The organism is Paraburkholderia yinzeri (assembly GCF_046581065.1).
GTDB lineage: Bacteria > Pseudomonadota > Gammaproteobacteria > Burkholderiales > Burkholderiaceae > Paraburkholderia.
In genome coordinates, this window is record NZ_JBFOCJ010000001.1 from 1,981,954 (window position 1) to 1,997,002 (window position 15,049).

The 15,049-nt window shown below is 64.1% G+C and carries 10 protein-coding genes and 2 pseudogenes; 7 read left to right on the top strand and 5 right to left on the bottom strand.

Translation table 11 applies throughout. The features are described 5' to 3' along the window. Positions 1-51: 51 nt before the first annotated feature. Both WJ542_RS09515 and WJ542_RS09520 read right to left on the bottom strand, forming a co-directional pair. Positions 52-1,224 (bottom strand): annotated as a pseudogene (locus WJ542_RS09515) (DUF6402 family protein). Positions 1,225-1,643: 419 nt separating this feature from the next. Continuing rightward, positions 1,644-2,388, bottom strand: a pseudogene (locus WJ542_RS09520) (IS5 family transposase); the annotation flags it as partial. A gap of 11 nt (positions 2,389-2,399) precedes the next feature. Between WJ542_RS09520 and WJ542_RS09525 the strand changes: the two are divergent. Beyond that, positions 2,400-2,897 carry an integrase core domain-containing protein gene (locus WJ542_RS09525; RefSeq protein ID WP_411189060.1) on the top strand — a complete coding sequence of 166 codons (498 nt, stop codon included), beginning with the start codon at positions 2,400-2,402 and terminating at the stop codon, positions 2,895-2,897. A 168-nt stretch (positions 2,898-3,065) separates the two neighbouring features. Then, complete coding sequence (locus WJ542_RS09530) at positions 3,066-3,293, top strand: hypothetical protein (protein ID WP_411189061.1); 228 nt, start codon at positions 3,066-3,068, stop codon at positions 3,291-3,293. A 30-nt stretch (positions 3,294-3,323) separates the two neighbouring features. Here the strand turns inward: WJ542_RS09530 and WJ542_RS09535 are convergent, their stop codons facing one another. Beyond that, positions 3,324-6,671, bottom strand: coding sequence for an autotransporter outer membrane beta-barrel domain-containing protein (locus WJ542_RS09535; protein WP_411189062.1), 3,348 nt, complete (start codon positions 6,669-6,671; stop codon positions 3,324-3,326). A 308-nt stretch (positions 6,672-6,979) separates the two neighbouring features. On the opposite strand from WJ542_RS09535, the gene imuA reads away from it, so the two are divergent. The 3 genes from imuA to WJ542_RS09550 are packed head-to-tail and all read left to right on the top strand — an operon-like array spanning position 6,980 to position 12,801. Next, positions 6,980-7,813: a translesion DNA synthesis-associated protein ImuA gene (gene imuA, locus WJ542_RS09540; protein ID WP_411189063.1), complete on the top strand. Its 834-nt coding sequence runs from the start codon at positions 6,980-6,982 to the stop codon at positions 7,811-7,813. Continuing rightward, complete coding sequence (locus tag WJ542_RS09545) at positions 7,722-9,329, top strand: Y-family DNA polymerase (protein ID WP_411189064.1); 1,608 nt, start codon at positions 7,722-7,724, stop codon at positions 9,327-9,329. The genes imuA and WJ542_RS09545 overlap by 92 nt, the downstream gene beginning before the upstream one ends. A gap of 10 nt (positions 9,330-9,339) precedes the next feature. Next, positions 9,340-12,801 carry an error-prone DNA polymerase gene (locus WJ542_RS09550; protein WP_411189065.1) on the top strand — a complete coding sequence of 1,154 codons (3,462 nt, stop codon included), beginning with the start codon at positions 9,340-9,342 and terminating at the stop codon, positions 12,799-12,801. On the opposite strand, the gene WJ542_RS09555 is transcribed toward WJ542_RS09550, so the two are convergent. After that, entirely contained in the window at positions 12,795-13,709 is a 915-nt protein-coding gene (locus WJ542_RS09555; RefSeq protein WP_411189066.1) for a dTDP-4-dehydrorhamnose reductase family protein, read from the bottom strand. The two genes, WJ542_RS09550 and WJ542_RS09555, sit on opposite strands and share 7 nt — an antisense overlap. Positions 13,710-13,720: 11 nt before the next feature. Beyond that, a complete protein-coding gene (locus WJ542_RS09560; protein ID WP_411189067.1) occupies positions 13,721-13,933 on the bottom strand; it encodes a heavy-metal-associated domain-containing protein in 213 nt (70 codons plus the stop codon). Positions 13,934-14,094: 161 nt separating this feature from the next. Here WJ542_RS09560 and cueR point away from each other — a divergent pair, with 161 nt between their 5' ends. Both cueR and WJ542_RS09570 read left to right on the top strand, forming a co-directional pair. Continuing rightward, positions 14,095-14,520: a Cu(I)-responsive transcriptional regulator gene (cueR, locus tag WJ542_RS09565; RefSeq protein WP_411189068.1), complete on the top strand. Its 426-nt coding sequence runs from the start codon at positions 14,095-14,097 to the stop codon at positions 14,518-14,520. 291 nt (positions 14,521-14,811) lie between these two features. Then, positions 14,812-14,958 carry a DUF3563 family protein gene (locus WJ542_RS09570; RefSeq protein ID WP_084168922.1) on the top strand — a complete coding sequence of 49 codons (147 nt, stop codon included), beginning with the start codon at positions 14,812-14,814 and terminating at the stop codon, positions 14,956-14,958. Positions 14,959-15,049 lie beyond the last annotated feature (91 nt).

The following is a 15,049-nucleotide window of genomic DNA, read 5'->3' on the forward strand; positions in this document are numbered from 1 at the left end:
CAGTACCCTATAATAAGAAGGATACAAAAAAAGTAATCTTAACTGACCGCTTCATAGTGGCACCCGGATGGGATTTTGCAGTCGAATAAATTTCCTATCAGAAAAACTGATAAAATCGCCACCACGATTATGTTTTTTCTGCTAATCCCGGAAATCAGAATTGTGAACCGGAGAATATAGATTCGATTTTACACGCACATTACCAATCGCAACGGGGTAATCGAGATAGGGGAGCCGAGATGTTTTTGATTCGACGAACGCGTAGGGAACAAGCGCAACTCCATTCACCCCCCAATGCCCCAAATAGGTTGATCGCGCCCCGCGTTCATCGGTGAATGAGAAAGGGTTTTTCACATACATCCATATTCCGGTCACCTTGGCAATACGATCCCCTGATGGGTTTTTTTCAATGTTGCCTTGCGCTATCGCCGCATAGAACGCAAATCCGCCCAACGCCGCATAAAGATCATCGGGAATTCCACGGTTATCCATATTGAAGCGTAGGAAATCTTCCAACTTCTCAGAAAGTACCGCATCAACGGTACTTACCTGGAATTCAAAAGAATTATGCAATTCCCTGATACCATGACCGCAAATGTCGCTTGTGAAAAACAATCCGTAGTAGTTTCGATAATAACTTAATTTTTCGGATATTTCATGCATCGCCTTTGGCCGATAAATCATTTCACTAACAAGCTCGTCAAATTTAACCTTTGCCCGGTCGTATTTGAGCACCCAATCCAGTTTTATGTCGTCGTAAGCATACATATCGTCAGCATAGGGATTCCCATTCTGGTCAATGCCATTATTGTTCGGCGAATAATTAAGCCTTCCTGCAAACCACCGCTCCATCATCTTGGCCCCAACCGGCATATGTTCCTTGCGCATGGCGTTCGGTATTTCCTGAATGTCGAACGGCGGCACCGTCTCCACCTTTGGCTCAGGCGTGGCCTTGAGCGGTTTGGGCGGATCGGGGGTATCCAGCCACTTCTTGAACCGTCCCAGCGCTTCGAATGCGTCCATGACACCGTTAATTGTATTGGCCGTACGGTTCGGTGGTGGTGCGGGCGGCGGCGGGGCCTTCGGTTTGGGTTGTTTCGGCAATGCTGGCGGAGCCTTGTCCATCGACAAGCGGACCTCATGCACGATGCGAGCGCCGTCTTTCTTGCTCCAGCGCCACAACAGCTTGTTAATCTCGTAATACGGGAGTTCATTACCTGCCATAACCTACCCATCCAGATTGAGCTTGAATCCCCGCCAAGGGACACGGAACAGTAGACTCGCCGCGCATCCTGGCGACCCAGTTTATGCGCTCCAAGGGGACGCACTAACCCAAGGCCAATCGTTGGCAAGGCAGAGGAAAAGCGATATCAGACATATCCGAAAAAACGGATCGCCAGAAATGCGAAAAGCCGCCCTTGTGGGGCGGCCATGCTATCGGGTGCGCCGTCCTGCTGTATCAATGCATTACGGTCCAGCGTCCGCCCGCTGCATCAAGGCGGCGCGCGCATCGGCAAGCCGAAGGGCTCTTCCGGGTCGTCTCACACCTGTTGCATTAAGCGTGCGCCCGAAGCGATCGTTGTACTTGGTCGTGGGGCGTAGCGCGGCCAGGTGTGGACACTGGTTGAACCGACTAAGAGTCGCTAACACAAGTCATCCACGAAGCGGGAACAAATGACAGCCGCAGTCAGGGAGAGCAACGCAACATGAATGTCGAGACGACGCTCGAAACGAATGCGCAGTTTGCCGAATCCGGCGAACCAGGTATGCGTGCGCTCGACGACCCAGCGATGCCGTCCAGGTCGCTCGTTGCTCTCTACGCCTCTGCGGGCGATACGAGCCGTGATTCCGCGCTGCTTCAGGTAGCGCCGGCACCGGGCAAAGCATAGCCCTTGTCCGCATGCAGTTTGCTCGGGCGTTTGCGAGGCCGGCCATTCAGTCCCGACACCGACGGGATGGCATCGACTGTCCGCTCGAACGCAATCGAGTCGTGCCGGTTGGCCCCCGTGACCGTGACGGCAAGCGGAATTCCTCGCGCATCTACGACGATGTGCCGCTTCGACCCGAGCTTGCCTCTGTCCGTCGGGTTGGGGCCGGTTTCCTGGCCCCCCGGGGGCTGGAAACGCTGGCTGCATCAAGGCTCGTCCGTTCCCACTCAATCTGGTCATGTTCACGCAGTCGGCGCAGCATTGCCAGATGCAGCCGGGCCCATACGTCTGCGGCGTGCCAATCGCGTAGCCGGCGCCAGCATGTCATGCCGCTGCCGAAACCGAGTTCCTGCGGTAGGTCTTCCCATGGGATGCCCGTCTGCAAGACATACAGGATGCCGTTTAATGCTGCGCGGTCATCGACCGTACGGCGCCGGCCACCTTTGGGCGACGGCGTGGGCGATAGACTTCGTGTTCGATTCGCTGGCCAACGGGCGGCACATGCGTATGCTGACGATTATCGACGCATGGAATCGGGAGTGTCCGCGCATTGAAGTGGGCTTCTCGCTAACCGGCGCGCGTGTTGCCCGCGTACTGGAGCAGTTGCGATTGCAGGGGCGTTGCCCGAGGCCGATTCAGGTCGATAACGGGCCGGAATTCGTGAGTCGCGCGTTGGATGCGTGGGTGCACGAGCACGGCGTGCGATTGCAGTTCATCCGTCCCGGCAAGCCGGTGGAGAACGCGCATATCGAGAGCTTCAATGGGCGACTACGCGAGGAATGTCTGAATCAACACGCGTTCGTCAGCATCGATGACGCACGCCAACGCATTGAAGCCTGGCGAATCGATTACAACTTGGTCCGGCCGCACAGTGCGCTGGGGCAACTGGCGCCGGACCAATTCCGGCAATTGCATCAATCAAAAACCGGCGAGACCACTAATTTACGAATGATGTACTCGGCGGGGTAAGGTCAGCGCTATTAACACTCGTACCGATATCAATGCCGCGTTGAAGGCGACGGGCCATAAGCCGTTTGCTTTGCGCTGACTCTGGAGATCGGGCTGTACGAAACGCAGATCCCATAGCCCGCCTCGTGCTAATTTATTGGTTCCGCAACCACAAGAGACGGAGACGGAATGAACATCGACATCCATATCAGGTACTCCGAGAGAGCCATTGCAGCCGCTGGGCCGCTGCCGCCCACCCGGTTCTCCTATTCGGTTGGTATCCCCTTTCCTCAACCTGGCGACTTCATCGAAACGGAAACCGACTCCGGACCCCTGGCGTTCAAGGTGGTCGAGCGTGTGTTTTCGTATGGGAATCGCTCGGTCGATATACGCGTATTGCTCGACCTTCCGTCCTGAGTGGATCGTTGCCCCCGGTTGGGCGTGTCCTCACCACGCCCACCGCACCCCGGCATTCCCGGTGATCGTGCGTTGATGCTCGCCGCCGAGATTCGCAAGATAGCTTCCCGTCGCATACACGCTGCCGCGCTTCGTCAACTGGGCGACCACGCCCACGCCAATCTGTCCCAGCGTTTGTCCAACTGGTGTGCCGAGCGTCGTCGTGCCGCCGAAAGTCGTCTGGTCGTCGGCGCCGAACGTGCGCAGCACGTTCAGGCGCAGCCAGGGCTTCCAGTCGATGCCGTTCGTCGAGGTCGCCCACTGCAGGCGGGCGCCGATTCGCGCGAGGAACGTGTTGCCGTTGTTCCAGGTCACGTTGGACACGCCGTCATTGAACGCGTCGAGTGACAGCCACTGCCATACCATCTGCGCCTGCGGCTCCAGCGTGAAGCCGTCGCCGAGCGCGATCGGCAATCCCGCTTCGAACGAGCCCGTGAATGCATTGCCGTCCGTCGAGCCGTTCACGCCATTGTTCGAGTTCGTGCGCACCGTGAGCACGCTGCCCATCGCGACGGCGTCCGTGTACCAGCCGCCGGGGCCGATGTGCGTCCAGTAGCCTGCGAGGTTATACGCGTTGACCTGGAGCGAACCGACACCCAGCCCGGGTTGTCCCAGTGCGAAACCGTTCACGTCGCCCACGGCCCGTGAGAAGCCTGCGAAGAAGCCGTAGTGATTGTGCTGCCCGCTGACCGTGCTGTCCGCATACAGGTCCTGGCCGATCTGCATGCCCCACATGGTGCCGTCGAACGACGGCGCGACGTCGCCCCCCTGGTGCAGATTGCTGTAGCCGCCCCAGGCACGCGCCCAGGCCGCCGGCACGGATTCGTCTCCCGTCAGCAGCGATTGTTCGCCTTGGCGATCGTGGAACGTGTCGATCTGCAGGAGTCCCAATTGCCGTGCGACGCTGGGCGCTTCCGTATAGAGCGGCACCTCCGGCCGATAGACCGGCACGGCGGACGTGTCGGAGCCGGCGTTCTCGACGGCTTCGGTGATCGGCGCGGGCGTGCCTTCCGCCGGCGTGATCTGCGGCCCGGCCGGAGGCGGTACCGTGGGTGATGTCGACGATGTCGGCGGAGGCGTCTCCGTCGTCGGCGGTGCGATCGTATTGCGCAGATACCAGTTTTCGCCGCTGCCGGCCGTCACGCCGCCCTTCACGAGGTAATAGGCATAGGCACCGGCCTCAACCGTGCCTCCCGACAGCGTGAACGTGCCCGCGTTCGTCGTCGCGCCATTCGTGGCCTGCACGACCTCGATGCCGTCGCTGACCGTCTGCGCGCCGGGTCCGTTCACGTTCGTGACCTTCAACGTGTTCGTGCCGCTCGCGTTTCCGCCGCTGACGATCAACCGGTCCGAAGCGGCGCCGTCGCCGGCCAGGTAAGTGTTGAGCGCGATCGTCGCGTTCTGGCCGATGTAGTTGCCCACGACGGTCAGCGTGTTGCCCACGCCGCTGCCGCCCAGTTGCACGAGTCCCGCGTTGGTGAGGTTGCCGTCGATCTGGAAGTTGCCGGTCGTGCCGCTCGCAAGGCTCGCGAGCGCGTTGGCGACCGAGATCGTGCCTTCGTTCGTCACGTTGCCTGTCACGCTGCCGTAGCCGCCGAGCGTCGCACCCGACGCGACGAGCACCGGCCCGCCGCCTGCGAGCGACGGCGGATCGCTGCTGCCGTCGCCGACGATCAGCGTGCCCTCGTCGACATTCGTGCCGCCTGTGTAGCTGTCCGTACCATTGAGCGTCAGCGTGCCGGAGCCGATCTTGGTCAGCGCTCCCGCGCCCGTGATGTTTTGCGCGATCGTCGAGTCGTAGCTCTGCGTGTCGATCGTGCCGTTGTTCGACGTGATCGATATCGCGCGGCTTGCCGCGAGATCGAAGGCGCTGCCGAACTGCAGCGTGCCGCCGTTGAAGGTCAGCCCGCCCGACGAAGTGCCGAGCGCGTTGTCGGCCGCAACCGAGAGCGTGCCCTCCGTGATCGTCGTGCCGCCCGAATACGTGTTGCCGCCAGAGGCGGAAGGCGCGAGCGTCAGCGTGCCAACGCCGGTTTTCTCCACCGCGCCCGTGCCGCCAATGAGGCCTGTGTAGGTGCCCGCGCTGTCCTGCTGGAAGCGCACGAGCCCGTTGTCGGTCACGGAGAGCGGCAGGTTCGAGGCATTCGCCTGCAGCGTCGCGCCGCTGTTGACCGTGGCGACGACCGTTGCGGTGGTCGTGCCGAGCGTGCCGGTCAGGTTCAGCGTGCCGCTTTGCACGAGTGCGGTCGAGAACGTGCCCGTACCGGCCCAGGTCCAACTGTCGCCTTCCATCGTCAGGCTCTGGTAGTTCACGAACGCGTTCGACGCGGTGCCCGTGCCCTGCAGCAGCACGGCGTTGTTGCCGCCGCCGCCGTTGGCTATGCCAACGATCTGAGAACCGGTCTGCAGGATCAGCGTGTCGTTGCCGTTGCCGTTCTGGATCGCGGTGCCGCCGCCGCCTTCGATCAGGCCGGCATTGGTGATCGTAGTGCTGCCGTTGGTCGAGCGCACGCCGATCCCGCTGTTGCTGATGATCTGGCCGCCGGCCTCGTTGGTGATCGTCGCGGTAAACGAACTGCCGACCGTGTTGGACACGACCGCGTCGACGTTGCCGCTGCTCGATGCGGTGCCGGTGGTCTGGATCGTGCCGCTGTTGATCAGCGTGTCGTTGTTGCCCTGCATGTAGACGGCGGTACCGTCTTTGCCCGACGCCGTCAGCGTGCCGCTGTTGCTGATGGTGCCGCTGCCGCCCAGCAGCGAGGCCGTGCGAGCGTTGCTGCCCGAGGTCGTGACCGTTCCCGTGTTGATGAGCGTATTGCCCGACGCACCGGTGTTGCTTTGTCCCCAAGCGGCCGTCATGCCATACGAGTTGCTGCCGCTCGTCGTGATCTTGCCGTTGTTGATGAGCGTGTTGTTGTTGCCGTTTGCCGCGATGCCGTCGTTGTAGGCGCCCGTCGTGGAGATCACGCCCGTTGCGCCGTTGGTGATCGTGTTGCCGTTGTTCATGCCGATCAGCATCGCGCCGCGGTTCGCCACCCCCGTACCGTTGCCGGAGAGCGCAAGCGTGCCGCTGTTCGTAATTGCGCTGGAGGTGTCCACGGAGAACGGCGTGGGTGTGCTCGAGAGCGTATAGCTACCCGTCGCTCCCTGCGCGATGTCGAGGGTGACGCCGGTGCTGCCGCTTGCGGCGACGACCGAAGGAATGCCCGCGCCCGTGCAGGTCACGGTCGTATTGCTGGGCGGCGCCGTTGCATTACAGGCCGCGTGGCCCGCGGCCGGCGCCGCACCCGTCAGGATTGCCAATCCTCCCAAACGCAACTTCCACGCTTTGTTTTTCATGGTCTGTTTGCCTTTTTAGTGAAACTGGCTGCACAAACGAGCTGCAAGCGGGCGCGTGATTCGCGTTATAGCACCGATCTCAAAAATGGCTCCGGCTGTCGTTCCTGGTCTCTCGTCATTCCGGTCTCCCCCAGGGCGTGCGTGGGTGCTCCTGCATCCACTTTCCCAAATCCCATGAAATACTGTATAAATATACAGGTTATGGCGTGCTACGGCGCCAGGTAGCCATCCCGTCATGCCCCCTTTTTCTGGCCGGGCAGGGGGATCTATTTCCCTTTTGATCTGAGCCTTTTTGACCGAGCGCACTCATGGCAGCAGCACTCCAGCTTGCGGCGACACATCTGCCGTCCCGGCTGCAAAGCCGGATCTGGCAAGGCGATCAGCTTGCGCACGCGAGCGAGCGCACGGTGCGAAGCGGTCACGCCGCGCTCGATGCGCTCCTGCCCGGTGCGGGCTGGCCCGCGGGCAGCCTGACCGAGCTGCTCGTCGAGCAGGGCGGCATCGGCGAGATGCGGCTCGTCGCCCCCGCGCTGCGCACGCTGACGGCCACGGCCAGCCAGCACGTGCTCTTCGTCGCGCCGCCGTGGCAGCCGTATGCGTGCGCGCTCAAGACTTGGGGTCTCGCGCTCGATCGCGTGATCTGGGTGCGCGCGGGCGAAGCCGAGGCGCCCTGGGTCGCCGAGCAGGCGCTGCGTCAGGAGGGCGTTGGCGCGGTGCTGCTCTGGCAGGCGAAGGCGCGTGCCGACGCGGTGCGGCGCCTGCAGGTCGCCGCCCAGGATTCGCGCACGCTCGCGTTCCTGATCCGGCCGCCCGCCGCGCGCAACCAGTCGTCGCCGGCGCCGCTGCGCATGGTCTGCACGCCGGTGCCGCCGCCTGTCGACGCGAATCTCAACCGGCGCCAGTGGATGCAGCTTACCGCCGTGTCCGTCGATATCTTCAAACGCCGCGGGCCGCCGCCCGCCCAGCCACTCGTCGTTACGCTGCCGCTGCAGGATGCCGTGCTGCCCCCCACGGGGCCGGCATCTGTCATGCCGCCGCCCGGGGTCAATCATGTTGTGGATCGCCGTTACCTTGCCGCTTTTGCCGCTGGAGGCCGTGAAGCCGCCGCTCCTGTCGGACCCGGTATCGCCTCGTCGTCCTGATGCGCCGCCGCAGGACGCGCGCTGCTACGCGCTGGCGGATTCCCTGCGTGTCCTGATCCCCGATCTCGATGCCTTGCGCTTCGGCGTAGACGCGGGCAGCACGCGCGCCCATGCGCTTGCCCTCGCGCCGGGCCTCGTGCTGCTCGCGCCCGATCCGTCACGCGAGAGCCGCGCGGTCGAGGCGCTCGCGCTCGCGCTGCTCGCCTACACGCCGAAGGTGTCGTTCGCGCCTTCGCATACGCTGCTGCTGGAGGTGGGTTCCGGGCTGCGCCTCTTTGGCGGCGTGCGCGCGCTGCTCGCAAAGGTGGCGGCGACGGTGGCCGGCTGCGGCCACGCCGCCCGCATTGCCTGTGCGCCCACCGCCTGGGGCGCGTGGACGCTCGCGCAGGCGCGCGCCACGCAGCGCAGTTCGGGTACCCTGCGCCGCTGGCGCGTGCTCCAGGCAGCGACGCTCGCGCGCGTGCTCGACGCGTTGCCGGTCACGCTCGCGCCGTTCGCCGCGCCGCACGAGCACGCGCTCACGCAGATCGGCTGCGCGACGTTTGCCGATCTGCGTCGCTTGCCGCGCGACGGCATCGTGCGACGCTTCGGCGACGGTGTGCTCACCTGGCTTGCGCAGGCGCGCGGCGAGGCACCCGATCCGCGCGCTTCGTTCAGCGCGCCGCCGTCGTTTTGTGCCGGACTCGAATTGCAGGCGCGCGTGGAAAGCGCCGAAGCGCTGCTCTTCGCCGCGCGGCGGCTCGTGATGCAACTGACGGGCTGGCTCTGTGCACAGCACGCGGCGCTGACGGCCTTCGAGCTGCGGCTCGAACACGAGTTGGCGTCGCGGCACGCGCCGCGCACGTCGAGCCTCACGCTCGCATGGGCGGCGCCCTCGCGCGATGCCGATCATCTGCTCTGGCTGTTGCGCGAGAAGCTGAACCAGACCGAGCTGGCCGCGCCGGTGATCGGGCTTGCGCTCGTCGCCACCGGGGTGAGCGAGTACGCGGCGCCTAACGACACGCTGTTCCCGATGCCCGAGGCTTCGGAAGCCTCGCTCGCGCAACTGTTCGAACGCATTGGCGCGCGGGTGGGGGAGCAGAACGTGCTGCAGCTTTTCGTCGAGGACGATCACCGGCCCGAGCGGGCGATGGCGGCGCGTGCTTATCGCGCTTCGGGAGGCAAGTCGGGCAAGGCCCGCAGTCCGCACAAGCCGCGCAATCCGCAGCCGAAGGAAGCGCAAACGTCGGCCTCCACGCAGTGCATGCTCGATCTGCCCGACGTGCCGCTACCGTCACAGCCGCGCCCGGCATGGCTGCTCGAAAAGCCGCTGAAGCTGGCCGTGCGCAACGACCGTCCCGTGTACCGGCGGCCGCTGAAGACGCTCACGCGCGCCGAGCGCATCGAAACCGGCTGGTGGGACGGCAAGGAGGTCGGGCGCGACTACTACGTTGCCGCCGACGACCAGGGGCGCATGTTCTGGCTTTATCGCGAGCGCATGGGCGGCGAGTGGTATCTGCAAGGGCTCTTCGGTTAAAGCGGCGATCATGTCGACGTTGCCCACGCAGTCGCCCATGCATTTGCCCGAATATGCGGAGCTGCACTGCCTGACCAATTTCACGTTCCTGCGAGGCGCCTCGCAGCCGGGCGAACTGGTCGAGCAGGCGATCCAGCACGGCTATCGGGCGCTTGCCATCACCGACGAATGTTCGTTCGCCGGTGTCGTGCGCGCCTTTAGCGCCTTGAACGAGCACGACGAGCCGCTCAGGAAGGCGCACGAAGAAGCCGTGCGCGCAGCGCGCGAGCGCGGCGGGGCGGAGGCTGAGGCGAAACTGGGGTCGTTCGTGCCGTCGCTGCACCTGCTGATCGGCAGCGAGTTGAATCTCGTCGAGAAGCGCGGCGACGACCCGGATAAGGGGGAAGAAAAGCCGTTCTGCTCGCTGGTTGCGCTCGCGATGAACCGCGAGGGCTACGGCAATCTCTGCGAGCTGATTACGCTTGCGCGCGCGCGGGCGGACAAGGGCCACTATCGCGTGTATCCCGATGACTTCGTCGATCCCGAGCCCGGCTTCGAACATCTGAAGTATCTGCGCGATTGTGTGCTGCTGCTGGTGCCGCAGCGCACGGCGACGCTGGCACAGACGCTGCGCGCCGCACACTGGCTGGCGGGTTTCGCGGCGGAGCGTGCATGGCTCGCGCTCGAACTCTGGCGCACGGGCGGCGACGATACGCAGATCGAAGCCTTGCGCCATGTCTCGCAGGAAACGGGCTTGCCGCTCGTCGCGGCGGGCGGCGTGCTGATGCATGCGCGTTCGCGCAAGCCGCTGCAGGACACGCTGAGCGCCATTCGCATCGGCCAGCCGCTCGCGGCATGCGGACGCGTACTGGAGCCGAACGCGGAGCGGCATCTGCGCTCGCGCGTGCGCCTGGGCGCGCTGTATCCGCGCGATACGCTCGACGCGACGCTCGATGTCGCGCGCCGCTGCACGTTCTCGCTCGCCGAACTGGCCTACGAATATCCCGAAGAACTGGTGCCTGCAGGCGAGACGCCATTCACGTGGCTGAGCCAGCTCGTGATGCAGGGCGCGCTGGAGCGTTGGCCCGACGGGTTGAACGAGAAGCGATCGGAGCAGATCGGAGAGGAACTGAAGCTGATCGCCGAACTGAAGTACGAAAAGTACTTCCTGACCGTTCACGACATTGTCTGCTATGCGCGCTCACAGGGCATTCTGTGCCAGGGGCGCGGCTCGGCGGCGAACTCGGTGGTCTGCTACTGCCTGGGGATTACCGAGATCGACCCGGTGCAGATGAACATGCTCGTCGCGCGTTTTCTGTCACGCGCGCGCAACGAACCGCCCGATATCGATGTCGATTTCGAGCATCAGCGGCGCGAGGAAGTCATTCAGTATGTCTATCGAAAGTACGGTCAACGCCGCGCGGCGTTGGCCGCGACGCTCATCACGTACCGTTCGCGCAGCGCGCTGAGGGATGTCGGCAAGGCGCTCGGGCTCGACGTGGCGCTCGTCGAAAAACTTTCGGGCGCGCAGCAATGGTGGGACGGTCCCGATTCGATCGCGCATCATCTGAAAGAGGCCGGCTTTTCAGAAGACTCGCACGTCACGCAGCAACTCATTCGCCTCACGCGCGAGCTGCGCGGTTTTCCGCGCCATCTCTCGCAGCACGTGGGCGGCTTCGTGATTGCGAAGGACAAGCTCTCGCGCCTCGTGCCTATCGAGAACGCCGCGATGAAGGACCGCTATGTGATCGAGTGGGACAAGGACGATATCGATACGCTGCGGCTTCTGAAAGTCGATGTGCTCGCGCTCGGCATGCTTTCGGCGATCCGGCGTTCGCTGGAATTCGTCGCGCTGCGGCGCGGGTTGCCGCAGTTTCGCGTGCAGGACATCCCGCGCGAAGATCCCGCCGTCTACGAGATGTGCTGCCACGCGGATACGATCGGCGTGTTCCAGATCGAATCGCGCGCGCAGCAGAGCATGCTGCCGCGTCTCAGGCCGCGCAAATACTACGACCTTGTGATTCAGGTGGCGATCGTGCGGCCCGGGCCGATCCAGGGCGACATGGTGCATCCGTATCTGAAGCGCAGGCGCGGGGAAGAGAAGGTCGAATATGAGAAGGAGAACTTGAAGCCGGTGCTCGAGCGCACGTTCGGCGTGCCGATCTTCCAGGAACAGGTGATGCATCTGGCGATGGTGGCCGCCGGCTATAGCGCCGAGGAAGCCGACAGGTTGCGCCGCGCGATGGCCGCATGGCGGCGTCACGGCAACCTGCGGCCGTATCAGGACGATCTCAAGCGCCGGATGATGGAGAAGGGCTATGAGGCAGCATTCGCGGACCGCATCTGCAAACAGATCGAGGGCTTCGGCGACTACGGCTTTCCGGAGAGCCATGCGGCGAGCTTCGCGATGCTCGTCTACACGAGTTCATGGCTCAAGCGTTACGAGCCGGCCGCTTTTTTGGCAGGATTGCTGAACAGTCAGCCGCTGGGGTTCTATTCGCCGTCGCAGCTCGTACAGGACGCGAAGCGCCACGGCGTGGAGGTATTGGCGCCCGATATCGTATTGAGCGACTGGGAAGCGGTACTGGAGAGTCGTATGCGGCCGGGCGTGCGGCTCGATGCCGACGCGACACGTGCTCGCCGGGCCAGGGTGGAGCGGCTCCAGCAGCGGCTGCGCGCCGCGTGGCCGCCGGACCGGCCGAGGCTCGCGTGCTGTTTCCTGCGCCGCTTTGCGCGCAGGTTGCGTGCGCGAATCGAGTTGCCGCCGGATCTCTATGGCCGCGGCGGCCCGGCCGTGCGGCTCGGTTTCAGCCTCATCAAGGGGTTTTCCGAAGACGCCGCGCAGCGCGTGATGAAGGCGCGTGCGCAGGCGCCGTTCGCGGACGTGGACGATCTCGCGCGGCGCGCCGCGCTCACGCGGCGTGAGCTGGAAGCGCTTGCGGCGGCGAATGCGCTCGCGAGCATCGCGGGGCACCGGCGCGAGGCGTGGTGGGCCGTGACCGCGCAGCATGCGGTGCCGGCGCTGCTGCGCGACGCACCGCTCGCCGAAGCGCCGCTCGCGCTGCCGCGCGCGTCCGAGGGCGCGGAGATCGTCGCCGACTACGCCAGTTTGCGGCTGACGCTGAACCGCCATCCGCTCGAACTGCTGCGGCCGGGGCTCGCGAAGCAGCGCTTCCGCACGGCCGCGCAACTGACGCAGTGTCTTGACGGCAGACTTGCGCGCGTGTGCGGCATCGTCACGGTGCGGCAACGGCCGGGAACGGCGAAAGGGACGATCTTTGTTTCGCTGGAGGACGAGACCGGCACGATCAACGTGATCGTGCACGCGGCGCTCGTGGAGGCGCAACGCAAGGAATTGCTCGGGTCTTCGCTGATGGCGGTGGCAGGCGTCGTGCAGCGCGAAGGCGAAGTGATCCACCTCGTCGCGCAACGGCTGGAGGATCATAGCCGGCTGCTCGGTCGGCTGGCGACCGAGAGCCGGAATTTTCATTGAGCGGGACGTGCCTCGAAGCCGCCGAGCACGCCGCCGATCGCCGCATCGAACGGCGTGCGCCGGCCGATGCCGAGGCCTTCGAGGCGGCTCGAATCAAGGTGGCAGTCGCGCGGGCGCGGTGTCGCGTCGGCGGGCGTCGTCTGGGCGAGAAGCCGCGCGTCCACGCCGAGTGCCTGTGCGAGATGCTGCGCGATCCGATACTTCGTCATCGGCTCGTTGCCCGACCATTGCGCGATGCCGCAGACCGCCTTGCCGTCCGCGTGCCGCGTCAGCAGTTCGCGGATCACGAACGCGACGTCGGGGGTGAACGTCGGATAACGCGTGGCCCACGCATCCATCGCGGCCGGCTGCGCACCTGGCTGGGCCGAGGCCAGCACGGCCGGCACGAGACTCGTCACGGCCGATTCCTGCCAGTCCACGACCGGGCCGTAGAGCAGCGGCAGACGCAGCACGAGCGCATTGTCCGTTGCCTCGAGCAGCGCGCGCTCGCCTTCGAGCTTGCTATGGCCATAGGCGTTGAGCGGATTTGGCGTGTCGTCGCAGCGGTAGGGCGGCGTGGTGCCGTCGAACACGTAGTCGGTGGAGATCGACAGCACCCACGCGCCGCGCGGGCGTGCCGCCTGGGCGATGGTGCGCACCGCATCGACGTTCAGCGCGCGCGCCGTAACGGGGTCGTTTTCGCACACGTCGGGACGACGCTCCGCGGCGGCGACAACAATCGCATCGGGGGCTTCGCGCGCGACGAAGGCCGCGACGGCATGCTTGTCGCGCACGTCGAGCGAAACCTGTTGCGGCCCGGCGTGGCGGAAGGCAGTCGGTACGATCCGCCAGTCCGTCCCGGCGCCAAGCTCGCGCATCACGGCGCGTCCGAGCAGCCCCGACGCACCAATCACGGCAACCTTGAACATGGCGCGGCGCGTCACGCGTTCGCCGTGCCGGCGTTCTTTACCGTATAGCCTGCCTCGTCGATAGCCGCTTTCAGCACGTCGGCGCTCTGGTTCGATTCGACCGTCACGTGGCCCGCGGCCAGATCGACTTCGACCTTCGCGGTGGCGTCGTGCTCGTGAATCGCGCGGGTAACGGCACCCACGCAATGCTGGCAACTCATGCCTTCTACGTTGAACTGGATCATCGTGTCTTCCTTTTCTGAACTGAAGGGGGAACTCAACTGCTGCTTGCTGCGGACAGGAGGCCGTCGCCGGATTATGCCAGCCGGCCCGGTGACGGACGCTGGACCTTCCCACAATGGGAAGGTGTACGATCGACCCATCGATCGAATGCGGGAAGGGACCCATGAATATTGGCGAAGCGGCGCGCGAATCGGGCGTCACGGCGAAAATGATCCGCTACTACGAGAGCGTCGGACTGCTCGCGCCCAAGGGGCGCACGGAATCGGGCTATCGCGTGTACGGCACGGAGGAGGTGCACACCCTGCGCTTCATCCGCCAGTCTCGACGACTGGGTTTTCTCGTCGAAGATATCCGCCGGCTGCTGGCACTCTGGCACGATCGCTCGCGCGCCAGTGCGGAGGTCAAGTCCATCGCGCTGGCGCATGTGATCGAACTGAACCAGCGCATTGCCGAGCTGACCCAGATGCGGGACACACTCGCGCATCTGGCCGACCACTGTCACGGCGACGACCGGCCGGACTGCCCGATTCTCGAAAATCTCGCCGACTCCAGGCCGTCGATCGGCGAAGCCGGCGCCTGCCATCACTGACGCCGCTGTGGTTGCGCCAGGCAAATTGTCGCAACTTGTTTCAGGATGAGCCCTGAAATGGTGCATTTCAGGGTCCTGTCGAAACAACTGCTGGCGACGAGAAAAAATACGCCGATAAATCATGGTGTTGTGGATTCCTTGAATTGATGCATTCCAGTTTGGAATGCACGGCATTCGGGCAATTCACTAGCAAAGTTCCCAAAGATCGCTATAATGCGGGTTATCCCTTACTAGGGTAATCCCTGATGCAAATCCACCGGGGATACATACCGATCCTTGGAGAGCACCATCATGTTTGCGTACATCCTCGAAGCCCTGAGCAACTGGTTTGAAGTCAGCGAGCGTACCCGCCGCGAAGCCTATCTCGCATCGTCGACGGACATCGTGCAACTCGAACAGCGCATCCGCTCGCTCGAATCGACCGGCTACTCGAACTAAGCCAGCGTTTTCCGGCGTCTGCCGGTACCAGCCGGCACTACGCCAAGGCTGTTTCAAGCCCCGCATTGCGGGGCTTTGTCGTATCTGGCGC